Here is a 23,414-nt window from a genome sequence, read left to right as displayed (position 1 = left end):
GTGGCATGTCACGCCCCGCCCGAGTCACCATGGTCTGCACCGGCAACATCTGCCGCTCCCCCGCGATGCACTATCTCGCCCGGCGCGAATGGGGCGATGCCGCAGAGGTCACGAGCGCCGGCATCTATGCGGAGATCGGCATGGATGTGCCCCAGCCGATGCGCCGCGCGGCCGAGCGCCACGCGCTTGTCATTCCGAGGCATCGGCCCACCCAACTCGACACGCGCATCCTCAGCCAGGCCGACCTCGTGCTGGTGGCGACGCAGCAACACGCCAGGTGGATCGAGGCGGAATGGGGCGGCGTCGCGCCCCACGTCTTCGGCATCAAGGAGGCGGCAGAACTCGCCGGGCGGGCTCAGCGACCTGCCGGTGACACCGCCGCAGAACGGCTTGCGAACGCCGCCGCGGCATTGCACGCCGCCCGCGAGGCTGACCCCGCTCCGCTGCGCAGCCTGGACGACCCCTGGTCGCTCGACCAGGGCACCTACGACCGCGTGATGGACGAGATTGTCAAGGATCTCGCCGCGCTCACCGAGTGGGCCGGGCTGGGCCGGACGCACGAAAGCGGCGACCCGGAGCGCTGAGGGGGGGTGTGCTCCGGGCCGCCGCAGTGGCGGCGCGTCAGTGGCCGAACGCCTGAATGGGCGGCATCTTCTCGCCGCCCGGGTCGACGCTGGAGTCGTCGACCTCGGCATTCGCGTCCGCGCGCGTCTCGCCCGTGGGACGGTCCTCGGACTCGTCCTGCGCGTCAAAGGCGGTGCGTCCCTTGGCGCGTCGTTCCTCCTCGACCTCTTGGGCGAGTTGGGTCAGGGCGTCGGTGCCCTCGTGATCCTTGAGTGACATGGCGGTCTCCTTTCCACCGTGTCCGGCAACGCCGGTCACGTCTAGGGAACGCCCACGAGTCGCTCAGATACTTCTCAGGTAGCGCCTCACAGCGGCCCGAGGTTCGCGGCGCCGGGCGGTGCGTCGATGTCGACCTCGTCGTCGTCCTCGTGGTCTTCGCGGGTCTCGCCGTCGTCGGCCGGCGTGTCATCATCCGGCATTAATCCAGCGCCTCCACGCTCGCGCTCCGCCTCAACCTCGTCGGCGATGTCCTGGAGGGCCTGGGTGCCCTCGTGAACATCCTTGTCGGTGGGGTCTGACATGATCTCGCTCCCTCCGTCGGGTGGACGACACGGTGCCGCCTCGCCCGCGTCAACGCGTCGACGCCGCCAGACCTTCCCCGGCGGCCGATGCGTCGGCGGGCTCGCGCTCCCCCGCGCCGTGGCGTGGGTCAGCTCCCGTAGCGTTGACGCGCCTCGTCGATCTGGGGCACGGCGGCCTCAAGCAGGTCGGCGAGGTCTCGAAGCCGCGTGGCGACCTGGGACCCGAGATCGGTGAGCGTGTAGTCGACCCGTGGCGGCGACTCAGCGTAAGCCGTGCGGGTGATCATGCCGTCGCGCTCGAGGGTGCGCAGCGACTGCGCGAGCATGCGCTCACTCACGCCATCGACGCGGGAGCGAAGTTGGCCGAACCGTTGCGTTCCCTCGCCAAGCGCGATAAGGATGAGGGAGGGCCATTTGTCGGCGACGTCCTCGAAGGTGGATCGCGACGTGCAGTCCCGCGCGAAGACATCGGCCACCAGGGCCTGATCCGGCGCGGAGTCGAGCGACATGCTCCCCAGAATACGTCCGAAACTGCGGAATAAGTAGTCACTTACTGATCGTTAGCATTGGCGTAGCATCCGCATAACTCCCCCTACGGAAGGACGCATCATGACCACCATTGCCGTCACCGGCGCCAGCGGCCAGCTGGGCCACCTCATCGTCGAGCACCTCCTGAACCGCGGCGTGGACGCGGGCGACATCGTCGCCGTGGCGCGCACCGAGTCGAAGGCCGCCGACCTGGCCGAGCGCGGCGTCACCGTTCGCCACGGCGACTACGACGCCCCCGAGACCCTCGACGCCGCCCTCGCGGGTGTGGACCGCGTCGTCCTCGTGTCCGCCTCCGAGCCCGGCAAGCGCCTGCCCCAACACCAGGCCGTCATCGCCGCGGCCGAGAAGGCTGGCGTGAGCCGCATCGTCTACACGTCGCTCATCAGGGCCAGCGAGACGTCCAACCCGCTCGCCCCCGAACACGTGGCGACCGAGGAGGCCCTCGCGGCATCGGCCATCCCTGCCACGATCCTGCGTAACTCCTGGTACATCGAGAACTACACCGCGCAGATCCCCGGCTACCTCGCCCAGGGCGCCATCACGACCGCGACCGCCAACGCGCGCCTGTCAGCCGCGACCCGCAGCGACTACGCGGAGGCGGCTGCCGTCGCGGCGCTCCAGGACGCCGAGGGCGCCACCTACGAGCTGGGTGGCGACACCTTCACGATGACCAATCTTGCGGAAGCTATCACCACCGCAACCAACACGGACGTGCGCCACCACCTGGTGAGCGTCGACGAACTCGTGGGCGGCATGGTTCAGGGGGCGGGCATGGATGAGGGCACGGCCCGCTTCTGGGCGAGCGTCGATGCCTCGATCGCCAAGGGCGAGCTCGAGACCGAGTCGACTGACCTCGCGGACCTCATTGGCCACGAGCCCACGTCGATGCAGGACGCGGTGCGCGCAGCGCTGTAAGTCGCGTCTGGAAGGACCGCAGCCCGGCCCCCTCGTGGGAGCCGGGCCGCGGTGCGTGAGGCCTCTGCGGGGGTCACTCCCCCGCGACGTCCCAGCTGAGCAGGTCCTCGAGGGTGTCGCGGCGGACCAGCACCTTCGATGCCCCGTCGCGCACGGCGACCACGGCCGGGCGCAGCGCGGCGTTGTAGGTCGAGGCCATCGAGCGGCCGTACGCACCGGTCGCCGCGACGGCGAGCAGGTCGCCGCGCCTTGTGTCCTCGGGTAGGTCGACGTCGCGGACCACGATGTCGCCGCTCTCGCAGTGCTTGCCGACCACGCGCGACAGCGTCATCGGCGACGAGGACAGCCGCGAGGCGACCTCGGCGTGGTACTCGGCTCCGTACATGATGGTGCGCGGGTTGTCGCTCATGCCGCCATCGACGGCGACATACTGGCGCGAGCCGCCATCCTCCAGGCGAACGTCCTTCGTGATGCCCACCGTGTACAGCGTGAGCCCGGCAGGCCCGGCGATCGCGCGCCCCGGCTCGATCGAGAACCGCGGCCACGCACCACCGATGGGATCCATCACGGCCGCCACCGCATCGGCAATTTCGTAGGCGGCCACGGACGGCTCGAGCGCCTCGGCATCGGCCGTATACGCGATGGCATAGCCGCCACCCAGGTCGACCTCGGGAAGGTCGGCCCCGGTGTCGGCCGTGAAGGCGGCGCGCAGGCGCAGCATGCGGTCCGCGGACTCGCGGAAGGCCTCGACGGACAGGATCTGGCTGCCGATGTGGGTGTGGATGCCCAAGAGCTTCAGGCCGGGGGCGTCGTGGCACGCGAGCAGCGCGTCGTAGGCGGCGCCGGACGCGAGCGACAGGCCGAACTTCTGGTCCTCGTGGCTGGTCGCGATGTACTCGTGCCCACCCGCGTGCACGCCGGTCGTGACGCGCACCATCACGGGCGCGATCACACCCATCTCGCGCGCGAGCGCGTCGAGCACCTCGATCTCCGTGAACGAGTCGACGATGATCCGCCCCACGCCCACGGACAGCGCCCGGCGCAGCTCGTCCTCGGCCTTGTTATTGCCGTGAAGGCCGATGTGCTCGGGCGGCATGCCGCCACGCAGCGCGATCTCGAGCTCGCCGCGCGAGGCGACGTCGAGGCACAGGTCCTCCTCGCGCATCCACCCGGCCACCTGCGAGGCGAGGAAGGCCTTGCCCGCGTAGTAGACGTCGACCTTGGCGCGGTGGCGGCCAAACGCGGCCGTGAAGTGGTCGCGGAAGGCGGCCGCGCGCGCACGGAAATCCGCCTCGTCCACCACGTAGAGGGGCGTGCCGTGCGCGGCCGCGAGGTCGCGCACGTCGATGCCGCCCACGCTCAGCGCACCGTCGTCACCGCGGGCGACGGACGAGGACCAGACCGCCATCGGCGTCACATCCGCTCGGGCGCGGAGACGCCCAGCAGGTGCAGGCCGTTGCGCAGCACCTGCTGCGCGGCGTCGTTGAGCCACAGGCGCGTGCGGTGCAAGTCGGTGACCTCCTCCTCGCCCTGCGGGGTCACGCGAGTGCGGTCGTACCAGCCGTGATACGTCGAGGCGAGCTCCTCGAGGTAGCGGGCGACGCGGTGCTGCTCGCGGAACTCGACGGCCTGGGCCACGATGCGCGGGAACTCGCCGAGCACGCCCAGCAGCTTCGAGTCCCACTCGTGCTCCAGCTGGGCGGCGTCGAAGCCGTCCTCGCGGGCGATGCCGTACTCGGCAGCGTTGCGCTGCACACCGCACGTACGGGCGTGGGCGTACTGGACGTAGAAGACGGGGTTCGCGTTGGTCTTGGACGCCAGCAGGTCGAGGTCGATGTCGATCGACGAGTCCGCGGAGGAACGCGCGAGCGAGTAACGCGCGGCGTCCACCCCCACGGCACCCACCAGGTCCTCCATCGTGACCACGTTTCCCGCGCGCTTGGACATGCGCACGGGCTCGCCATCCTTCACGAGGTTCACCAACTGGCCGATGATCACCTCGACCAGGTCAGGCGAGTAGCCCAGGGCCGCCGCGGCGGCCTTGAGGCGCGCGATGTAGCCGTGGTGGTCCGCGCCCAGCAGGTAGATGCACAGGTCGGCGCCGCGCTCGGCCTTATCGCGGATGTAGGCGATGTCACCCGCGATGTAAGCCGCGTTGCCGTCCGACTTCACGACCACGCGGTCCTTCTCATCGCCGTGGTCGGAGCTGCGCAGCCACCAGGCGCCGTCAGCCTCGTACAGCGCACCCGACTCCTTGAGTTCCTTGAGCGCGTGCTCGACCTTGCCCGACTCGTGCAGCGAGTCCTCGTGGAAGTACACGTCGAACTCGACGCCGAAGTCCCTCAGCGAGTTCTTGATCTCGTTGAACATGAGGCGCACGCCGCGCACGCGGAAGAACTCGATCGCCTCGTCACGGGGCAGCTCGAGCGGATCGGTGTCGCCGTTCTCCATGGCCTCGACCATGACCTCATTGGCGATGTCCTGGATATACTGGCCGCCGTAGCCGTTCTCGGGCGCGTCCTCACCCGCGACGACCGCGTAGAGCGAGCCCGCAAAGTTGTCGATCTGGCTGCCGTGGTCGTTGAAGTAGTACTCGCGGGTCACCATCGCGCCGTGGAACTCGAGCAGGCGCGCGAGCGAGTCGCCCACGGCCGCCCAACGCGCACCGCCCAGGTGCACGGGTCCCGTGGGGTTCGCCGAGACGAACTCGAGGTTCACCGACGTGCCCGTCAGCGACTCGCCACGGCCGTAGTCGGCACCGTACTCGACAATGCCGCGCGCCAACTCACCGGCGGCGCCTGCGGCGAGGCGGATGTTGATGAAGCCGGGGCCGGCGACCTCGGCCGCGTCGATGCCGTCGATCTCGGCCAGGCGCTCCACCAGGGTGTCGGCGAACTCGCGCGGGTTGGTGCCTGCCTTCTTCGCCAGCTGCATCGCAATGTTGGTCGACCAGTCGCCGTGCTCGCGCTGGCGGGGACGCTCCACGCGGATGTCCTCGGGGACATCGAACGGGGACAGCTGGAAGTCGCTGTCGTCGATGCCCTGCAGCAGGGCGGCGCGGATCTGGGCGGCAAGTTCCTCGGGAGTCACCCGTCGAGTCTATCGGCGCGCACACGGTGCTGCCCTCCTGGGTAGTCTCGCTTCCGAATGGCCGATGCCACGGCCGGGCGCCGTAGAGACGAGGGAGTCGCGATGGGTTTTGAGGAGGCGCTCGGCTGGGCGCGCGCGCAGGTCGAGACAGGTGCTTCTCCGGGCGGGGTGTTGGGACTCGTGACCGCCGACGGTGCGGTCGAACTCGACGCCGTCGGCGACGCCGCCCCGGGTGACGCCTATCCCCTGTTCTCCATCACCAAGGCGCTCGTGGGGCTGACCGTCGGGCGCCTCCTCGAGGCCGGCTCGCTCTCGCTCGATGATCGGCTGGCCGATGCCGTGGCCGGCTTTGGCTCAGACCGTCCCGACGAGGTGCAGTTGCGCCATCTGGTGTCTCATAGCGCAGGGATCCCCGAACCCGCGCTCGACTTCGCGGGCGATCTCGACGAGGCGCTGCTGGCGCCCGGCCGCGACTTCGAGGCGGGCACGGTGTCGCGCTACTCGTCCATCGGCTACCAGGGCATCGTGCGGATGATCGAGCACGCGACGGGGCGGTCCTGGCGGGAGGAGCTAGCCGCCACCCTCGCCCCGGTGGGCGCCACCGGGGTGACGATGGAGACCGATTCCTCGGCGCATCGGCCGGTGCTCCGCGGCGACGCCGCGCTCGACTGGGATGCCTTCGCTCGCCTACGCCACCCCGGGGCGGGCGCGGTCGCGACCGCCGAGGACCTGCTCGCGGTGGGACGGTCCCTTCTGGCCGACGACGGGGCCCTCGTCTCACCGGCCACGCTCGCGCTGATGCGCACCTCGCTGACGGCGGGCATGGCCACGATCGACCCGTACCCACCTGAACGCGGCTGCGAGTGGGGCGTCACGTTCTGTCTACGCCGGCGCGTGCCGGGGCTCGTCGCGACCGACGGGTTCGGCCACGCGGGCTGGGCGGGCACCGAGTTCTGGGTGCACCCCGAGCGCGGCGTGGCGTTCGTCTGGCTCACCAACGTGGCTGGCGCCGAGGGCGAGGGGATGGACCCGATCGCGCTGGCCAACGCCGTCCTCGCCTAGGGGACGAGCCGGCTCTCCCCTCGCTCGAGGAGCGTGACGCGGTCGCTCGCACCGGCAGCGGCCACCGCCGCGACGAAGGCCTCGCGCGGCTGCGTGAAGTGCGCCCAGTCGTCGATGTGAGCCGGGATCACCGTCGCGTCGGGCCAGCGCGAGGCGATCTCGAGGGTGCGTTCGGCATCGGCCGTCAACATCATGTCGTTCAGACGAGGGGAGCGCGCGGCTCCGGCGAAGACGATCGCGACGTCGACCTCCGGGAAGCGGTCGGCGACCCTGCCCGCCTTGCGCACCGAGGAGTTGTCGCCCGAGACATAGAGCGTGGGCCAGCCCTCCGCCTCGAGCACGAATCCCGTCACCTGGCCGGCGAGGTGCTTCACCACGGACGGGCCGTGGCGCGCGGGGACCGAGGTGATCGTGACCGTCGACGTGCCGCCGGGGATGATCGCCTGATCCCAGCGCCGCATGCCCTGGGCCGCGGCGAGACGCTCGCCTCCCTCGGGCGTGGTGAGGATGTGGCGGACGCCGTCGAGCATGGCGCGTCCAGAGACGTCGAGGTTGTCCTCGTGCTCGTCGTGGCTGAGCAGCACCACGTCGATGTGGCCCACCTCTTCGCGCGTCACAGCAGGCCCCGCGAGCTTGGTGAGGTTGCCGACCGGGCCTGGATCGTCGAACGTGGGGTCGGTGAGGAAGCGCAGCCCGGCGTACTCGATGAGCACGGTGGGGCCGCCGATGAGGGTGAGCTGCGCCTGCGCCGTCATGGCGCTAGTCAAGCACCTCGGCGCACCTCGACGGCCTCGACCTGGCATTGGACGGGGAAGGACTCGGCGCACGCGCCCGTCCACACGTTGATCGCGTCGCCGGCAAGGATGTCCGCGGCGCTGTCGACGGCACCGCCGACCGCCACCTCGGGGCCTAGCACGAAGGTGGTGCCCTCGAAATACTCGTAGCCGGGCGCCGTCCCGAACGACACGCTCGTGGTGTCCCCCTCGGTGACCACGGCATCGGCCTTCCCGACGGCCTCCGGCTCACGCTCGGGCAGGCTCGAGCCGCACCCGGCGAGGACCAGGGCGACGCCGGCGACGGCGATCAAGCGCTTCATCCCCACAGTGTGAACCGTTTCCTGCTCCGGCACCCGGTGCGTCGCCCCGTTTGCGGCGGTGGCGACGGCGTGTCGAGCCGCGATCCGGTTCAAACTGTCTGGGATGAGGGGGTCTGGGTGGAGGCGCGGACCACGAGCTCGGGCTGGAACACCACGTGGTCACGGGTGGCGCCCTCGGCGGCCTCGCGCTCGGCGAGCAGCAACTCGACGGCGGTCGTGCCGATGGCGCGGCGCGGCTGGCGCACCGAGGTGATCGGGACCACGGCGGCGGCGGCAAACGAGATGTCGTCGTAGCCCACGAGCGCGACGTCGCCCGGGATCGACACCGGGTCGGGCCCCGACAGCAGCGCCTGCTGGACGCCGATCGCGAGCAGGTCGTTGGCCGCGAAGACCGCATCGACCTCACCGGCGCGCACCATGTCGCGCACCTGCGCGCCCACGCGCATGCCTTCCTCGAGCGTGAGCGCCTCGGTGTCGAGACGCACCATCGAGGAGCCGTCCACCTTGGCGATCGCGAGGTCGGCGCCGGCATAGCGGTCGGCCACCTGGTGGATCGAGTGAGGGCCACCCACGAAGGCGAGCCGGCGACGGCCGCCCTCCAGCAGGTGCTCCGCCGCTATCCGACCCCCAGCGACGTCGTCGACGGCGACCGAGGCGACCGAGGCATCGGCCGTCGAACGGTCCACCAGCACCACGGGGATGCCGTGCTCGCGCAGACGCGCCACGGAGTCCCCCGCATCCGCGGTGGGCACCAGCAGCACGCCCGCGACGCGTTGGGTCTCGAACTGCTCAAGGTGCTTGCGCTCGCGCGCGCCTGACTCGTCGGAGTTGGCCAGGGTGACGGTGAGGCCCGCTTCCTCGGCGCGGGCCTCGGCGCCGCGCGCGACGTCGGTGAAGAAGGGGTTCGACACGTCGAGCACCACGAGGGCGAGCGTGGTCGACTGCCCGGCGCGCAGCTGGCGCGCGGCGGCGTTGGGGACGTAGCCGAGCTCCGCGATCGCCTCGCGCACCCTCTCGACGGTCGTGGCCTTGACCTGGTCGGGGCGGTTCAGCACGTTCGACACGGTGCCGACAGACACCCCCGCCCGCTGCGCGACCTCCCGCACACTGACTGCCATCGCTTACGCCCTCTCGTCTACCTATCCCATGAATCGTTACACAGGCTCGCGCACCAGCAGGGACGCTCGCGGGCGAGAGCCACACGGCGGCCCCGTCGCCGCATCCGACACGCGCATCTGCCCGAGTGGCTGGAAAGCGCTATCCGTCTGTGACACGATAACAGCACGTGCAGTGCGGCACGGCGAGCACTCCCGTGTTGACAGGGGTCGCTCGGGGCCGTACTGTCGGCAGAGTTGAAACGATTCACAACGGCGACAAGGCACCCACGCCACTCGCCCCGGCAGGACAGGACAACGACGTCATGACGAACTTCGCGAGCATCGCCCCGCGTCTCGAGGAACAGGCCATCGAGCTGCCCTCGTGGGCGTTCGGCAACTCCGGCACACGGTTCCGGGTGTTCACCACGCCCGGCACACCGCGCGACCCCTTCGAGAAGATCGCGGACGCCGCGCAGGTCCACCGGCACACGGGGCTCGCCCCGACCGTCGCCCTGCACATCCCGTGGGACAAGGTCGACGACTACAGCGCACTCGCGGCCCATGCGAAGAACGAGGGCGTCGCGCTCGGCACCATCAACTCGAACACGTTCCAGGACGCCGACTACAAGCTGGGTTCCCTCGCGCACCGCGACGACCGCATCCGCCGCAAGGCCATCGATCACCACCTCGAGTGCATCGACATCATGGATGAGACGGGCTCGCGCGACCTCAAGATCTGGCTCGCGGACGGCACCAACTACGCCGGCCAGGACGACATGCGCGGCCGGCAGGACCGCATGCACGAGGCCCTCCAGGAGATCTACGCTCGCATCGGCGAGCACCAGCGCCTGGTCCTCGAGTACAAGATCTTCGAGCCGGCGTTCTATCACATGGACGTGCCGGACTGGGGTACGAGCTACGCTCAGGTGGCGGCGCTCGGCGAACGCGCCACGGTGTGCCTCGACACGGGCCACCACGCCCCCAGCACCAACATCGAGTTCATCGTCATGCAGCTGCTGCGCCTCGGCAAGCTCGGCTCATTCGACTTCAACAGCCGCAACTACGCCGACGACGACCTCATCGTAGGCGCCGCCGACCCGTTCCAACTGTTCCGCATCATCGTCGAGGTCATCCGCGGCGGCGGCTACGGCAAGGACGGCGACACCGCATTCATGCTCGACCAGTGCCACAACATCGAGGACAAGATCCCCGGCCAGATCCGCTCCGTGCTGAACGTCCAGGAGATGACGGCGCGCGCGTTGCTGGTGGACCGTGAGGCTCTGACCGCGGCACAAATCGAGGGCGACGTCCTGAAGGCCAACGGCATCCTCATGGACGCCTTCTACACCGACGTCCGCCCGGACCTCGCCGCGTGGCGCGAGTCCCGGGGCCTGCCCGCCGACCCCATGCAAGCCTTCGCCGATTCGGGCTACCTCGCCCGCGCCGCCGAGGAGCGCGTGGGCGGCACGCAGGCCGGCTGGGGCGCCTAAGCCGTGCCCCGCATCTGCTTCACCCTCCAGGTGGACCCGGCGCGGCTCGACGAGTACGTCGAGGCCCACCGGGCCGTCTGGCCCGAGATGCTGGAGGCCATTCGCGACGCGGGGCGCCGGGACTACTCGCTGTTCCTGTCCCCCACCGGCCTGCTGGTGGGCGTGTACAAGACCGATGACGATGCCGCCTCCGCGGCGGCCCTCGCCTCGGACCCGCGTACCGCACGCTGGGAGGAGACGATGGCGCCGTTCTTCGTCTCACTCGATGGTGATCGCCCGGACCAGGGAGCGCCGCAGCTACCCGAGGTCTTCCACCTCGAAACCCAACTGAGCGCGGCGGGCCTGTCGTGACCGCGGCCACCCTCACGGTCGAAGACGTCTTCATCGACGGTGCCGTTCCCGCCCGTCTCTATCGGCCGGCCGACGCGGCCGCCGGCTCTCGCGGCATCGTCTGGTGTCACGGGGGCGGCTTTGTCCACGGCGACCTGGACATGCCGGAGGCCGATGCCGTGGCGCGCCGGTTTGCGGGCGCCGGTCACGTGGTGCTGTCGGTCGACTACCGGCTGGTCACGGCCGCCGGTGAGAACCGCTTCCCCGCCGCGCACGAGGACGTCCTCGCCGCCGTCGCGTGGATGGCGGCGCACGCCGAGGAGTTCGGCGTGGATCCGGCACACCTGATGCTGGGCGGCGCGAGCGCGGGCGGCAACGTCGCCGCGGGCGTCGCGCTGCGGCTGGCACGCGAGAGCGCGGCCGGTGCCGGCGGTCACGCGCCGACCCCCGCCGACCTCTACCTCGCCTATCCCGTCACCCACGCAAGCCTGCCGAGCGCGAGCCCGCAAGCGGCATCGGCCGTCGTCAAGGCCCCCGAAGGCAGGCGGTTCCGCCCCTCCAAGGTCGCAGCGATGAACCTGCACTACGTGGGCGACGCCGCGATCCTCGCCGACCCGTACGCCTTCCCCGGCGGGCACGACCTCACCGGAATGCCCCGCACGCTCATCATCGACGGCGACGCCGACGACCTGCGCGCGATGGGCGAAACCTTCGCCGCCGAACTCGAGGCGGCTGGCGTGGACGTCACCTACGCCGTCGAGCCAGGCACCACGCACGGCCACCTCAACCACCCCGAGCTCCCCTATGCGGAGCGCACCCTCACCACCGTCCTCGCCTGGCTCGCAGGCGAGACCCCCTGACTACCTCGAAGGACGATCATGACGAACCCCGTCGCCCATGACCTCATCACCCGCTCCAACCGCCTGGGGGCCGACCCCAAGAACACCAACTACGCCGGCGGCAACACGTCCGCGAAGGGCTCCGAGACCGACCCCGTGACGGGCGAGTCCACCGAGCTGCTGTGGGTCAAGGGCTCGGGCGGCGACCTGGGCACGCTCAAGGAGTCCGGCCTTGCCGTGCTGCGCCTGGACCGCATGCGCGCGCTCGTGGACGTCTACCCCGGCGTCGAGCGCGAGGACGAGATGGTCGCGGCGTTCGACTACTGCCTGCACGGCAAGGGCGGCGCGGCCCCGTCGATCGACACCGCCATGCACGGCCTGGTCGACGCCAACCACGTGGATCACCTTCACCCCGACGCCGGCATCGCCATCGCGACCGCCGCGGACGGTGAGGAACTGACCCACAAGATCTTCGGTGACGCGGTGGTGTGGGTGCCGTGGCGCCGCCCGGGCTTCCAGCTGGGCCTCGACATCGCCGCCATCAAGGAGGCCAACCCGCAGGCGATCGGATGCATTCTCGGCGGTCACGGCATCACCGCGTGGGGCGACACCTCGGACGAGTGCGAAGCGCGCTCGCTGCAGATCATCGACACCGCCGCGGCCTACATCGAGGCCAACGGCAAGCCCGAGCCCTTCGGCCCGGCACTGGACGGCTACGGGGCGCTGGCCGCCGACGAGCGTCGCGCGAAGGCCGCCGCCCTCGCCCCCACCATTCGCGGTATCGCGTCGACGGACAAGCCCATGGTGGGTCACTTCACCGACGCCGACGTGGTGCTGGACTTCCTTAGCCGTGCCGAGCACCCGCGCCTCGCGTCGCTCGGCACCTCCTGCCCCGACCACTTCCTGCGCACCAAGGTCAAGCCGATGGTGCTCGACCTTCCCGCCGACTCCTCCGTCGAGGACGCCAAGGCCAGGCTCAAGGAACTTCACGAGGCCTACCGTGCCGACTACCAGGCCTACTACAAGGCCCACGCGACCTCGGAGTCGCCCGCCATCCGCGGTGCCGACCCGCTCATCGTGCTGGTTCCCGGCGTGGGCATGTTCTCGTTTGGCGCGAACAAGCAGACCGCGCGCGTGGCCGGCGAGTTCTACATCAACGCCATCAACGTGATGCGCGGCGCCGAGGCCCTGTCGACCTACAGGCCCATCTCGGACGCGGAGAAGTTCCGCATCGAGTACTGGGCACTCGAGGAGGCCAAGCTCCAGCGCATGCCGAAGCCCAAGAGCCACGCCACCCGCGTCGCGTTCGTGACGGGCGCAGCCTCGGGCATCGGCAAGGCCATCGCGACCCGCCTCGCCGCCGAGGGCGCGTGCGTGGTGATCGCCGACCTGGACCTCGCCAAGGCCCAGGAGGCCGCGGCCGAGTTGGGCTCGACCGACGTCGCCGTGGGCGTGCAGATCGACGTGTCCAGGGCCGATGCCGTGGCGGCGGCGATCAACGAGGCCGTCCTCGCGTTCGGCGGCGTGGACCTCATCGTCAACAACGCGGGCCTGTCGCTGTCCAAGCCGCTGCTCGAGACCACCGAGCGCGACTGGGACCTCCAGCACGACGTCATGGCGAAGGGCTCGTTCTTGGTCTCTCAGGCGGCCGCCCGAGTCATGATCGACCAGGAGATGGGAGGCGACGTCCTCTACATCGCCTCCAAGAACTCCGTGTTCGCCGGCCCCAACAACATCGCGTACTCCGCCACCAAGGCGGACCAGGCTCACCAGGTGCGCCTGCTCGCCGTGGAGCTGGGCCAGTTCGGCATCAAGGTCAACGGCATCAACCCCGACGGCGTCGTGCGCGGCTCTGGCATCTTCGCCGGCGGCTGGGGCGCCAACCGCGCTAAGACTTATGGCATCGACGAGGAGAACCTGGGCGAGTTCTACGCGCAGCGCACGATTCTCAAGCGCGAGGTGCTCCCCGAGCATGTCGCGAACGCCGCGGCCGTCCTCACGGGCCCCGACATGACCCACACGACCGGCCTGCACGTGCCGGTGGACGCGGGCGTGGCGGCGGCATTCCTGCGATGAGCCCCTCCCCCGCGAACCCGGTGGCCGTCGCCGCCGTCGACCTGGGCGCCACGAGCGGCCGGGTGATGGTGGGACACGTGGGCCCCGGGGAGTTGCGCCTGCGTCAGCTGGCGCGGTTCCCCAACGGCCCCGTGGCCCTTCCCGACGGGCTGCACTGGGACGCCCAGGCGCTGTACCGCGCAGCGCTCAGCGGCCTGCGCGATGCGCATGCCTGGGAGAGCGGCATCGCCTCGGTCGGCATCGACTCCTGGGCCGTGGACTATGCGCTGCTGCGCGGCGACCGCACCCTCGGCGAGCCGTTCCACTACCGCGATGCCCGCTGTGAGGCGGGAGTCGCCGCGGTGCACGCCAAGGTGGGATTCCCGGGGCTGTACGCGCGTAACGGCCTGCAATATCTACCCTTCAACACGGCGTACCAACTGGCCGCGGAGGACCCCGCGGTGCTGGGGCTTGCCGACCGCATGCTGCTGGTGCCCGACCTCCTCGCGTTCTGGATGACGGGTCAGCAGGTGGCGGAGCGCACCAACGCGTCGACCACCGGTCTGCTCGACGTGGCCAGCCGGGAGTGGGACCTGGCCCTCATGGAGGCGTTGGGCCTGCCCGCCGCGGTGCTGCCCGGCCTCGTGAGCCCCGGCGACCGCATCGGCCCTCTGCTGCCGTCGGTCGCCGAGGCGACCGGGCTGGCGACCACCACCCCGGTGACGGCCGTGGGAAGCCACGACACGGCATCGGCCGTCCTCGCGACCCCGATGCGCGAGACGGGAGGCGCCTACATCTCCTGTGGCACCTGGGGCCTGGTGGGCGTCGAGACCGAGGCGCCGGTGCTGACCGACGCGGCGCGCGAGGCGAACTTCACCAACGAGGGCGGCGTGGATGGCCGCACAAGGTTCCTCCACAACGTCATGGGCCTGTGGCTGCTGAGCGAGACGATTCGCACCTGGGAGCGCGGCGGAGAGAGCGTGGACCTCGAACGCCTACTCGCCGAGGCCGATGCGGTCGGCGACGACGTTCCCGTATTCGACGCCAATGACGACTCCTTCCTTGCGCCCGGAGACATGCCGGCGCGGATTGCGCAGTGGCTCACGGAGCGCGGGCTGCCGGCACCGTCATCGCGGGCCGAGATGGCCCGCTGCATCATCGAGTCGCTCGCGGCCGCGTTCGCTGACACGGTCGCCGAGGCCTCGCGCCTGTCCGGCCAGGCCGTCGACACCATCCACCTCACCGGCGGTGGCTCCCAGAACCGGCTGTTGTGCCAGCGCACGGCAGACAGGTCCGGCCTTCCCGTAGTCGCCGGCCCCGTCGAGGCGACCGCGCTGGGCAACGTGCTGGTGCAGGCGCGCTCGCTCGGCGCAACGGGTGAGAGCATCGAATCGCTGCGCGACCTCGTGGCGCGCACGCAAAACGTCCGCACGCACGAGCCTCAGGGAGGCACCCGATGAAGATGGAGCGACGCGTCCCGCGTCCCGCCGACCTGGCCCCGCTGATGCGGTTCAAGGGTTTCGAGCCCAACGGCCGCGCCCGGCGCCTGGCCAAGGCGCACCGGATCGAGGACCTGCGCACCATCGCGAAGCGCCGCACCCCCAAGGGCGCGTTCGACTACACCGACGGCGCCGCGGAGTTCGAGCTGTCGCTGGGTCGCGCCCGCCAGGCCTTCCGTGACATCGAGTTCCACCCCGCGATCCTTCGCGACGTGTCCTCCGTGGACACGTCGGTGGAGATCCTGGGCGGTGTGTCCGCGCTGCCTTTCGGCATCGCCCCCACCGGCTTCACGCGCATGATGCACGCCGAAGGCGAGCGAGCCGGGGCCTCCGCCGCTGGCGCCGCGGGCATCCCGTTCTCGCTGTCGACCGTGGGCACCACCTCGCCCGAAGGGGTCCGCGAGGCCAACCCCGACGGCCGCAACTGGTTCCAGCTGTACATGCAGAAGGACCGGGACAAGTCGATGTCGCTGGTCTCCCGCGCCGCGGAGGCCGGCTTCGACACGCTGCTCGTCACGGTGGACGTGCCCGTGGCCGGAGCTCGCCTGCGCGACTCGTACAACGGCTTCACGATCCCGCCGCAGCTCACCCCCGCGACGGTGCTGAACGCCATCCCGCGCCCCGAGTGGTGGTGGAACTTCTTCACCACCGAGCCGCTCACGTTCGCGTCGCTGTCCGAATGGAACGGCACCATCGGCGAGCTGCTCAACGCACTCTTCGACCCCACCGTCGACTTCGACGACCTCGCGTGGATCCGCGACCAGTGGCCCGGCAAGGTGGTCGTCAAGGGCATCCAGACGGTCGACGACGCCAAGCGCGTGATGGACCTCGGCGTGGACGGGATCGTGCTGTCCAATCACGGCGGCCGGCAGTTGGACCGCGCACCTGTGCCGTTCCACCTGTTGCCGTCGGTGCGTGCTGCCCTCGGCAAGGACGCCACCATCATTCTCGACACGGGCATCATGTCGGGGGCCGATGTCGTGGCCGCCCTGGCGATGGGCGCCGACTTCACGCTCGTGGGACGCGCCTACTTGTACGGCTTGATGGCGGGCGGGCGCGAGGGCGTGGACCGCACCATCGAGATCCTGCGCACCGAGATTGTGCGCACCATGAAGCTCCTGGGAGTGGCATCCGTGGCCGAGCTCGACCCCGGCCACGTCACCCAGCTGCGCTCGCTCGCCCCGTGGACCCCAGCCTCTCCTCCGGGGGCTCGCAGGGCGCCGGCGAAGAAGCGCGCCGCGTCCTAGGGGGAGGAAGCGAAAGGGGCCCGCGACGGCGGGCTCCTTTCGTCTGTCTACTGTGTGCGGAGTGCGGCGGCGTTACGCGGCGGGCAGCTCGCGAGCCACGGTCAGTCCGTCACCCTCAAACGTCTGGAAGTGCGAGGAGTCGGTCGTGATGATCGTGTAGCCCTCGGCCGTCAGCAGCCCGGTGTCGGTCCCGGCGGCCTCGCGGGTCGCGAGGTCGGCGTCCTGGTCCTCGGCGGTGTCATAGATCGCGAGGGTGGTCTCGACGGCGCCGTCACCGTCCACGTCGCAGGTGTACTCCCACGCGGCAGTCACGTCCTCGCCTGCCACCTTGCCGCCGGCCCACGTGCCACCGAAGGTCTCGCAGCCGGTCAAGGTCTTCACGTTGGCCACCACGTCGCCGACGTTGACGGCCTGTTCCGCAGCGGGGCTGGTCGACGCGGTCGGGGTCGAATCAGCCTCGCTCGCCGGGGCACAGCCCGCGAGCAGGACGGCGCCGATGCCTGCGACGGCGAGGGCGGAGACGGTGGAGCGGGAAAAGAGCATGGGTGATCCTCGTATCGATGCGGGTGAGGCCGGGTGGGCCTCTTCTATTGCACCGCCTTTGAGGACGCATCGTGTGCGCCGTTGGTCCCGCGAGTCGCGGGGCAAAGCCCGCGCGGCCGCCCGACCGGCGGGCCAGAAGATTCTAGGCCCTCGCTCAGGCACGCTTTGCCACACACGACCCCTGTCGCAGGCCCGCCGGCAATGGCACGTGCCTCGGCCGTGGGCACTGGCACACCCCCGCGTCGAGCCTCACAGAGCGCTCGCGAACCTCGCGCCGCGGCTGAGGAGAGCGAGGCCCGTCCCGCCGCGAGGTCACCCGGCGGAGGAGGCCCGCCGCATCGCTCCACGACGGCTCAGAGCGACGGCCATTCCCGCGCTCATCAGCAGCATGGCAAGCGCAAGCCATCCCGCCACCTGGCCCGCCGGTCCCGTGTCCGCCAGGGCGCCAGCGGAGGCGGCCGTGAGCGTCAGCGGTGCCCACCCGAGTACCTCACCTGTCTCGCTATAGACCGCGATGGTGTGCTCGCCCAATGGCGCCGTGAAGGGGATCGTCACGGAGAAGGTACTGTCCCACTCGACGGATCGAATGCCCAGCAGGGTCGGCTCAGAATAGATGTACACCGACACCCGCTCGCCCACATGCCCGCCGTGGCGGAACCCGACGCGAATAGTCTGGCCCGGCCGCGCCGACTCCGGCAACACCAATTGACCCTCCGGCGAAAGCAAGACCTCGTCGAGGGCGAGCGGAGACGCCGCGTTGCCGTTGCCGCCACCGTTGCCGTTGCCGTTGCCGTTGCCGTTGCCGTTGCCGTTGCCGTTGCCGTTGCCGCCACCGTTGCCGTTGCCGTTGCCGTTGCCGTTGCCGTTGCCGTTGCCGCCACCGTTGCCGTTCCCGCCACCGTTGCCGTTGCCGTTGCCGTTGCCGTTGCCGCCACCGTTGCCGTTCCCGCCACCGTTGCCATTGCCGTTGCCGTTCCCGCCACCGTTGCCGTTGCCGTCGTCATCGGTTGACATACGCAGGAACGTGATCGAGTGAGCCGGGAACGTGTACGTGAAGGACGAGGAGATCCCTTCGACGGTGTCGATTACCGGCGCAACCGGAGTCGCGGTCCGCGTGTTCGTCGCTGCAGGACTCGCGGCGATCACCGTCCGCTGCGCCTCGTTGCCCACCTCGAGCGAGCCAAGGTCAATGGCTGTGCTCGCCGCGCGACCCTGAGCGTTGACAACCTTCAGGATCACGTCGCCGGTCGCATCGTCCTGTGTGAGCACCTGTGCGAAGGGCTCGACGACCTTGTCGTCGTCGAAGGAGCCCTCCAGCACCCCGTCGAGGTATAGATCGACGTGAGTGCCGCGGACTTCGATCCGCACTTCATATTCGCGGCCCGTCTCGATGCTGTGCCCCTCCTTGGCGAACACCGTCTCCTTCGCCCCGTTCGTGGCCTTCTCGACCACACTCCGAGTGTTGTTCCACCCTCCGAGGTTCCACCAATAGAAGTTGCCCGAGTCCTTCACGCCAAAGCCGATCAGGAAACCCTCGGCACCTGCGAGTTTGGTGGCCTTCATGTCGATGTTGTAGTCGGTGGCCGTCACGGGCGGTCCCGCGACGAGAGTGTCTTGGGCCGACGTGGACGTTTGCACGTATGCGCCGTCATCGACAGCCCACGTGCCGCGGCCCGCAAGCGATTCCCAACCGTCAGCGTCGCCGTCCTCGAAGTCGTCGGAGAACAGAACGGTGTCCTCGTGGTCCGTGACGACGACGTCGTCGTAGCGGGCCGACGTTGACCACGTCGATAGGCCCACACTGCCGGTGATGGGCTGCGCCTCGATGACATCGCCAGAGGCCTCTGTCGGGACCACACGATCGCCGACGTTATTCATGAAGAGCTTCTGAACTTCGTAGTTTGCGGAACCCCACGACTCATCGTTGTCGAACCAGATCATGTCCGGTGTCCACTGGTAGTGCTCGGTGTTCGCGAGCAGCGGCGCGTACGACGCCATGGTGACGAGGTCAGCGTTGCGCTCCAAGCCCGTCATGAACGCCGCCTCGGCGAGCGCGTTCGCGAACCGGTTGTCGAGCGATGCATACTCACCCAGCCACACCTTCGGACCCGAGCGATCGTAGGAGTCGTAGCGGTCGTTGTTCTGGAGGAACCACGTGGGACTGTTGTAGTAATGCTCGTCGACCATGTCGACACCCTCGGCGATGTTCTGCTCCCAGTGGAGGTCGAAGGCTGCCCCTTGGTCATCGGGACCGGAATTGCTGATCACCATCACGTCCGGATACTCGGCCTTGATGGCATCGCGGAACTGCGCGAACACCTGCATGAACTCCACAGGGAAGTTCTCTTCGTTTCCCACCTCCAGTCGGTCCATGCCGAATGGCTCCGGGTGCCCCATCTCGGCCCGCACGGCGCCCCACTCGGATGTCGCAGGGCCGTTGGCGAACTCGATCAAGTCGAGCGCATCCTGAATATGCCGTTCGACGAGCTCTGGGTCGTTCCACTCCCCGTCCCGCAAACTCTGACCGCAACCATTCATGAGCGCGGGTACCACGGGTACCGGCTTCGCGCCGATGTCTTCGGCAAACTGGAAGTACTCGTAATAGCCGAGCCCATAGGTCTGGTTGTAGCCCCAGAAGTTCGCATTGGTGGCGCGTTCCTCCACGGGGCCGATGGTGTCCTTCCACTGGTACGACCGCGACCGCTCATAGTCCGAGGCTGCGTCGTAGCCCTCATGGCTGTTGACATTGACGATGCACCCGCCGGGGAATCGGATGAACCCCGGGTCGAGGGCCTCGATCTTCTCCGCCAGGTCGGCGCGCAGCCCGTTCTGGCGTCCCTTGTATGTGTCCTGCGGGAACAGCGAAATCATGTCCAGCCGCAGGGTTCCTGTGCCGGATGCTTGGACGTCGAGTCGTGCCGCGTCCGTCGTCGTCGTGGCCGTGAGGACACCGGTCAAAGGCGCCCATTCGTCGTCGCCCACGACAACCGTGAGGGTGTCGGATACGGCGGCTCCGTCACCGTCTCGCAACGTGACGTGGAGTGGCGTGCCCGCGGGAGCGGTGGTACGGGCGTGGACGGAAAAGTTGTACGACGCTCCGTCGTCGATAGCGAAGCCTGCGTTGTAGCCCGCGTTGCTCACACCATAGGTGCCGTCTCCCTCGCTCGTGAGGTCCAGCCGGAGATAGGTGCGATTACGTTCGTTGAGGCGCTCCGCATCATTCGGCGTGGATGCCGAGCCTGAGCCGGACGACGTGCCAGACGCTGTCCATGCGGTCATGCCGGTGTAGCCAGAGGCGTCCACAGGAAGGAACTCGAAGGACCGGTTGCGGACCATCTCGGCGTACAAGCCGCCGTCGGCAGCCCAGTTGATGTCCTCAAAGAACACGCCGTACATCGTGTCGTCGATGTCGGCGCCCGTTTGCCCGTCGACGACGGCGATCGAGTACTCACCCTCCGCGTCATTCGGATAGGCCTCAAGGAGGCGCTCCTGTTCCTCGCCGGTGATCGGCAGGACAGTGCCATGCCGCGCGTTCGTGGGCAGCTGCGCATCGATCACCGAGGTCCAATCACCGGAAGCGATGTCATACGTCTCGAACAGCATGTACCCCTCGCCACCGTGATAGCTCGGCTGGTCGATCATGAGATACCAGTGGTCGGGGTCCTCGTTGTCACGGAAAGCGCTCGGGCCCTCGCCCTGGGTAAACGTCCCACCCCACGGGTTCGGTTCACCCACGCCGATGTGCTCCTTGACGAGCTGCCACCCAGCGTCTGGCGACGACGTCGTGGGCAAGGCGTCCGATACCGTCGCGCGAAGGTCCGTCGACCTCTCCTGACGAATGTCGAAGCTCGCCTCGTCCTTGATGAAGCGATAGAAGACATCGCCATCTTTGACCACGTTGGCGTCGATCATGCCTAGCCCTGCGCCACGCTGAACATCAACCCACTCCTGCGGCTCGCTGAAGGTCACGAAGTCCCGCGTGGTGACATACATCATGCGGTTGTACGTGGTGGTGACGTCGCGGCCAGCAGTCGATGCTGACGGATAGAGGTTCGAGGCCCAGTACACGATGTACTCGCCGGCCTCGTCGTCGTAGGTCGCCTCGGGAGCCCAGGTGTTGCCTGCGTATTCACTGGACACGGTGATCGAGCGCTGTTCGCCCCAGTTCACGAGATCGGTGGACTCCCACACGTTGAGGCGTCGACTCCCTGTCTCCTGAGCGGTCCCAAAGTCATAACCGCTATAGAGCTCATTCATGTTGAGGTCAGTTGAGATCATGAAGAAACGGTCACCCTCCGGCGAGCGCATGACGAAGGGGTCCCTGATGCCCTCCTCACCCAGGGTGGATTGAAGGACGGACTCACCGTTGTTGAGGTCCTGCCACGCGAGCGGACTGTTGCCCAACGAAGTCGCGAAGTAGATCTCCTCGCTGACGGTCGTCGACTCACCCGTGAAGAAGGGGAAGAAGTATGCGTTGTACTCGGATACGGCCGGCAGCGGCAACACGGTCGCTTCAAACTCCTTGGTATCGCTCAGGTCACCGAGCGTGAGGGTTGCCGTCAGCGTGACGGACACCGGGTCCTCGCCATTGGCCGGGCGGGTCACCTCGCCGGTAGGCGTCACTACCGCGTTGTCTGACGAACTCCACGCGATGGCGCTGCCGTTCTCGCCCGAAGTCGGCAATGTCAGGTTTCCGCGCACCTCATCGGCATGAACGAGCGACAGCGCGGCAACATCGGCAGCCAAGGCTTCCGCGTCGCTCGCGGGTCGGTCCTCGTAGAGCGCGGCGACGTCAGCATCCGTCAGCGCACCGTCATAGATCGTGACGTCGCGTAGACCGCCCTCGTAGAACACGTCGGGATAGGACGAGCGCCCCAAGAACGCCACGAGGTCGGAGCCGAAATCCGACACCGTGCGAGTCGTCGCAACAGTGTCGACCACGGCACCGTCCAGGTAGCCAGTGATCGACGTCGGCGTGATCACCGCGGTGTACATCGCCCACTCGCTACCCGTCACCGGACCCGCCACACCTCGGTCGGCAAACGTCGGAGAGATTCCCGACTCAGTCGTCCACGGCTCCGACGGAGCGTTGCCGTCCGTCACGACAGCCTTGAACCGGCCGTCCGGGTTCGCGGGATTCAGCAGGAAATACTGCGCCGGCGGCGAAACCTCCGAACCAAAGAACATCGCCGCATAGTTGCCAGGACCCGTCTCATTCTGGAGCCACATCGACACACTCACCGAGTCACGACCATCAAACAGCCCCGTCGGCAACTCGACATACGCCGCATCTGACCCCGGAGCACCCCCAGGAAGCATCAACGCGGACCCCACCACAGACGCCCCCTCGCCCACGATCGTCGCATCGTGACCATTTCCCGTGGCATCCGGCACCGACGTCCCACTCGTCGCCGCAAAGTCGTACTCCGCCAAAGGAGCGCCGTCGAAGGGAGCACCCGCAGCGTGAAGCTCAGTGACATCGGCCGCTGTCAGTGCACCGTCGAAGATGACGACATCTCCAATGCCGCCCTCGTAGAACACGTCGGGATAGGACGAGCGCCCCAAGAACGCCACGAGGTCGGAGCCGAAATCCGACACCGTGCGAGTCGTCGCAACAGTGTCGACCACGGCACCGTCCAGGTAGCCAGTGATCGACGTCGGTGTGATCACCGCGGTGTACATCGCCCACTCGCTACCCGTCACCGGACCCGCCACACCTCGGTCGGCAAACGTCGGAGAGATTCCCGACTCAGTCGTCCACGGCTCCGACGGAGCGTTGCCGTCCGTCACGACAGCCTTGAACCGGCCGTCCGGGTTCGCGGGATTCAGCAGGAAATACTGCGCCGGCGGCGAAACCTCCGAACCAAAGAACATCGCCGCATAGTTGCCAGGACCCGTCTCATTCTGGAGCCACATCGACACACTCACCGAGTCACGACCATCAAACAGCCCCGTCGGCAACTCGACATACGCCGCATCTGACCCCGGAGCACCCCCAGGAAGCATCAACGCGGACCCCACCACAGACGCCCCCTCGCCCACGATCGTCGCATCGTGACCATTTCCCGTGGCATCCGGCACCGACGTCCCACTCGTCGCCGCAAAGTCGTACTCCGCCAAGGTCTCAACCGATACGGCGGCCTGTGCCTCTGCGGCAGGAACGAGTACGGCGACCGCCAAGGAAGCGGCCGCCGACATCGCAGCAATGACAGTGGCCTTTCGCTCGAGAAATGCAGTGGGCCTCATGGTGGCGTCCTCCTTGACGTACCTCTACGAATCTGGACCGAAGAACGGCCCTATCTGCGAAAAGTGATCGCTCACATTCTGACTCCAGGCGATCCCCGGGCTCTTCGTTGAGGGGGTTGAGTCGAGAATGTTCTCGTTCACATTCACCAGCATGATTGTCCAGTTCGACCCGTACGTCAAGGGCGTCGTGTGAGAATCTCGCGCCACCAAC

General features: G+C 68.6%; 19 protein-coding genes. 9 read left to right on the top strand and 10 right to left on the bottom strand.

All coding sequences use genetic code 11. The features are described 5' to 3' along the window. The first annotated feature begins 5 nt into the window (after positions 1-5). Positions 6-584 carry a low molecular weight phosphatase family protein gene (locus B7K24_RS05420; protein ID WP_084129090.1) on the top strand — a complete coding sequence of 193 codons (579 nt, stop codon included), beginning with the start codon at positions 6-8 and terminating at the stop codon, positions 582-584. 37 nt (positions 585-621) lie between these two features. Here the strand turns inward: B7K24_RS05420 and B7K24_RS05415 are convergent, their stop codons facing one another. The 3 genes from B7K24_RS05415 to B7K24_RS05405 all read right to left on the bottom strand — a co-directional run bounded on the left by B7K24_RS05415 (position 622) and on the right by B7K24_RS05405 (position 1,654). Then, positions 622-843, bottom strand: a complete 222-nt coding sequence (locus B7K24_RS05415) for a hypothetical protein (protein ID WP_084129089.1) — start codon at positions 841-843, stop codon at positions 622-624. Positions 844-929: 86 nt separating this feature from the next. Next, entirely contained in the window at positions 930-1,145 is a 216-nt protein-coding gene (locus B7K24_RS05410; RefSeq protein WP_084129088.1) for a hypothetical protein, read from the bottom strand. A gap of 128 nt (positions 1,146-1,273) precedes the next feature. After that, positions 1,274-1,654 carry a helix-turn-helix domain-containing protein gene (locus tag B7K24_RS05405; protein WP_084129087.1) on the bottom strand — a complete coding sequence of 127 codons (381 nt, stop codon included), beginning with the start codon at positions 1,652-1,654 and terminating at the stop codon, positions 1,274-1,276. A gap of 100 nt (positions 1,655-1,754) precedes the next feature. On the opposite strand from B7K24_RS05405, the gene B7K24_RS05400 reads away from it, so the two are divergent. Beyond that, positions 1,755-2,609, top strand: a complete 855-nt coding sequence (locus B7K24_RS05400; protein ID WP_084129086.1) for an SDR family oxidoreductase — start codon at positions 1,755-1,757, stop codon at positions 2,607-2,609. A 73-nt stretch (positions 2,610-2,682) separates the two neighbouring features. Here B7K24_RS05400 and lysA read toward each other — a convergent pair whose 3' ends face one another. Then, positions 2,683-4,017, bottom strand: a complete 1,335-nt coding sequence (gene lysA, locus B7K24_RS05395) for a diaminopimelate decarboxylase (RefSeq protein ID WP_084129085.1) — start codon at positions 4,015-4,017, stop codon at positions 2,683-2,685. Between the two features lie 5 nt (positions 4,018-4,022). After that, on the bottom strand, positions 4,023-5,699 hold the full coding sequence (gene argS, locus B7K24_RS05390) for an arginine--tRNA ligase (RefSeq protein ID WP_084129084.1): 1,677 nt from the start codon (positions 5,697-5,699) through the stop codon (positions 4,023-4,025). 102 nt (positions 5,700-5,801) lie between these two features. On the opposite strand from argS, the gene B7K24_RS05385 reads away from it, so the two are divergent. Further along, positions 5,802-6,761, top strand: coding sequence for a serine hydrolase (locus B7K24_RS05385; RefSeq protein WP_084129083.1), 960 nt, complete (start codon positions 5,802-5,804; stop codon positions 6,759-6,761). Here the strand turns inward: B7K24_RS05385 and B7K24_RS05380 are convergent. The 3 genes from B7K24_RS05380 to B7K24_RS05370 all read right to left on the bottom strand — a co-directional run bounded on the left by B7K24_RS05380 (position 6,758) and on the right by B7K24_RS05370 (position 8,975). Further along, positions 6,758-7,516, bottom strand: coding sequence for an MBL fold metallo-hydrolase (locus B7K24_RS05380; protein ID WP_084129082.1), 759 nt, complete (start codon positions 7,514-7,516; stop codon positions 6,758-6,760). The genes B7K24_RS05385 and B7K24_RS05380 overlap by 4 nt on opposite strands. Positions 7,517-7,524: 8 nt before the next feature. Beyond that, a complete protein-coding gene (locus B7K24_RS05375; protein ID WP_084129081.1) occupies positions 7,525-7,857 on the bottom strand; it encodes a hypothetical protein in 333 nt (110 codons plus the stop codon). Positions 7,858-7,946: 89 nt separating this feature from the next. Beyond that, a complete protein-coding gene (locus B7K24_RS05370) occupies positions 7,947-8,975 on the bottom strand; it encodes a LacI family DNA-binding transcriptional regulator (RefSeq protein ID WP_084129080.1) in 1,029 nt (342 codons plus the stop codon). A gap of 302 nt (positions 8,976-9,277) precedes the next feature. Here B7K24_RS05370 and rhaI point away from each other — a divergent pair, with 302 nt between their 5' ends. The 6 genes from rhaI to B7K24_RS05340 are packed head-to-tail and all read left to right on the top strand — an operon-like array spanning position 9,278 to position 16,414. Then, positions 9,278-10,444, top strand: coding sequence for an L-rhamnose isomerase (gene rhaI, locus B7K24_RS05365; RefSeq protein ID WP_084129079.1), 1,167 nt, complete (start codon positions 9,278-9,280; stop codon positions 10,442-10,444). A 3-nt stretch (positions 10,445-10,447) separates the two neighbouring features. Then, entirely contained in the window at positions 10,448-10,795 is a 348-nt protein-coding gene (locus B7K24_RS05360; protein ID WP_084129078.1) for an L-rhamnose mutarotase, read from the top strand. Further along, positions 10,792-11,634, top strand: a complete 843-nt coding sequence (locus B7K24_RS05355; protein WP_084129077.1) for an alpha/beta hydrolase — start codon at positions 10,792-10,794, stop codon at positions 11,632-11,634. Before B7K24_RS05360 ends, B7K24_RS05355 begins: the two co-directional genes overlap by 4 nt. A gap of 18 nt (positions 11,635-11,652) precedes the next feature. Further along, positions 11,653-13,689 (top strand): bifunctional rhamnulose-1-phosphate aldolase/short-chain dehydrogenase, encoded by a 2,037-nt coding sequence (locus tag B7K24_RS05350; protein ID WP_084129076.1) that lies wholly within the window; start codon positions 11,653-11,655, stop codon positions 13,687-13,689. Further along, positions 13,686-15,128 carry a rhamnulokinase family protein gene (locus B7K24_RS05345; RefSeq protein WP_084129075.1) on the top strand — a complete coding sequence of 481 codons (1,443 nt, stop codon included), beginning with the start codon at positions 13,686-13,688 and terminating at the stop codon, positions 15,126-15,128. The genes B7K24_RS05350 and B7K24_RS05345 overlap by 4 nt, the downstream gene beginning before the upstream one ends. A gap of 2 nt (positions 15,129-15,130) precedes the next feature. Further along, positions 15,131-16,414, top strand: a complete 1,284-nt coding sequence (locus tag B7K24_RS05340; RefSeq protein WP_084129267.1) for an alpha-hydroxy acid oxidase — start codon at positions 15,131-15,133, stop codon at positions 16,412-16,414. A 72-nt stretch (positions 16,415-16,486) separates the two neighbouring features. On the opposite strand, the gene B7K24_RS05335 is transcribed toward B7K24_RS05340, so the two are convergent. After that, the gene (locus B7K24_RS05335; protein ID WP_084129074.1) at positions 16,487-16,957 is read right to left on the bottom strand and encodes a hypothetical protein; all 471 of its coding nucleotides are present in this window, start codon (positions 16,955-16,957) and stop codon (positions 16,487-16,489) included. A 312-nt stretch (positions 16,958-17,269) separates the two neighbouring features. Beyond that, positions 17,270-23,203 carry a LamG-like jellyroll fold domain-containing protein gene (locus B7K24_RS13240; RefSeq protein WP_144268134.1) on the bottom strand — a complete coding sequence of 1,978 codons (5,934 nt, stop codon included), beginning with the start codon at positions 23,201-23,203 and terminating at the stop codon, positions 17,270-17,272. Positions 23,204-23,414 lie beyond the last annotated feature (211 nt).

The organism is Demequina sp. NBRC 110055 (assembly GCF_002090135.1).
GTDB lineage: Bacteria > Actinomycetota > Actinomycetes > Actinomycetales > Demequinaceae > Demequina.
Note: the sequence above shows the minus strand (reverse complement) of the source record. Positions and strands in the feature narration are given on the sequence as shown.

Excerpts from the sequence above, each read along its gene's own strand:
- B7K24_RS05375 (WP_084129081.1), bottom strand. The coding sequence starts at position 7,857 with ATGAAGCGCTTGATCGCCGTCGCCGGCGTCGCCCTGGTCCTCGCCGGG.
- B7K24_RS13240 (WP_144268134.1), bottom strand. The coding sequence starts at position 23,203 with ATGAGGCCCACTGCATTTCTCGAGCGAAAGGCCACTGTCATTGCTGCG.
- B7K24_RS05420 (WP_084129090.1), top strand. The coding sequence starts at position 6 with ATGTCACGCCCCGCCCGAGTCACCATGGTCTGCACCGGCAACATCTGC.
- lysA (WP_084129085.1), bottom strand. The coding sequence starts at position 4,017 with ATGGCGGTCTGGTCCTCGTCCGTCGCCCGCGGTGACGACGGTGCGCTG.
- B7K24_RS05405 (WP_084129087.1), bottom strand. The coding sequence starts at position 1,654 with ATGTCGCTCGACTCCGCGCCGGATCAGGCCCTGGTGGCCGATGTCTTC.
- B7K24_RS05410 (WP_084129088.1), bottom strand. The coding sequence starts at position 1,145 with ATGTCAGACCCCACCGACAAGGATGTTCACGAGGGCACCCAGGCCCTC.
- rhaI (WP_084129079.1), top strand. The coding sequence starts at position 9,278 with ATGACGAACTTCGCGAGCATCGCCCCGCGTCTCGAGGAACAGGCCATC.
- B7K24_RS05370 (WP_084129080.1), bottom strand. The coding sequence starts at position 8,975 with ATGGCAGTCAGTGTGCGGGAGGTCGCGCAGCGGGCGGGGGTGTCTGTC.
- B7K24_RS05350 (WP_084129076.1), top strand. The coding sequence starts at position 11,653 with ATGACGAACCCCGTCGCCCATGACCTCATCACCCGCTCCAACCGCCTG.
- B7K24_RS05385 (WP_084129083.1), top strand. The coding sequence starts at position 5,802 with ATGGGTTTTGAGGAGGCGCTCGGCTGGGCGCGCGCGCAGGTCGAGACA.
- B7K24_RS05340 (WP_084129267.1), top strand. The coding sequence starts at position 15,131 with ATGGAGCGACGCGTCCCGCGTCCCGCCGACCTGGCCCCGCTGATGCGG.
- B7K24_RS05415 (WP_084129089.1), bottom strand. The coding sequence starts at position 843 with ATGTCACTCAAGGATCACGAGGGCACCGACGCCCTGACCCAACTCGCC.
- B7K24_RS05380 (WP_084129082.1), bottom strand. The coding sequence starts at position 7,516 with ATGACGGCGCAGGCGCAGCTCACCCTCATCGGCGGCCCCACCGTGCTC.
- B7K24_RS05335 (WP_084129074.1), bottom strand. The coding sequence starts at position 16,957 with ATGCTCTTTTCCCGCTCCACCGTCTCCGCCCTCGCCGTCGCAGGCATC.
- B7K24_RS05400 (WP_084129086.1), top strand. The coding sequence starts at position 1,755 with ATGACCACCATTGCCGTCACCGGCGCCAGCGGCCAGCTGGGCCACCTC.
- B7K24_RS05345 (WP_084129075.1), top strand. The coding sequence starts at position 13,686 with ATGAGCCCCTCCCCCGCGAACCCGGTGGCCGTCGCCGCCGTCGACCTG.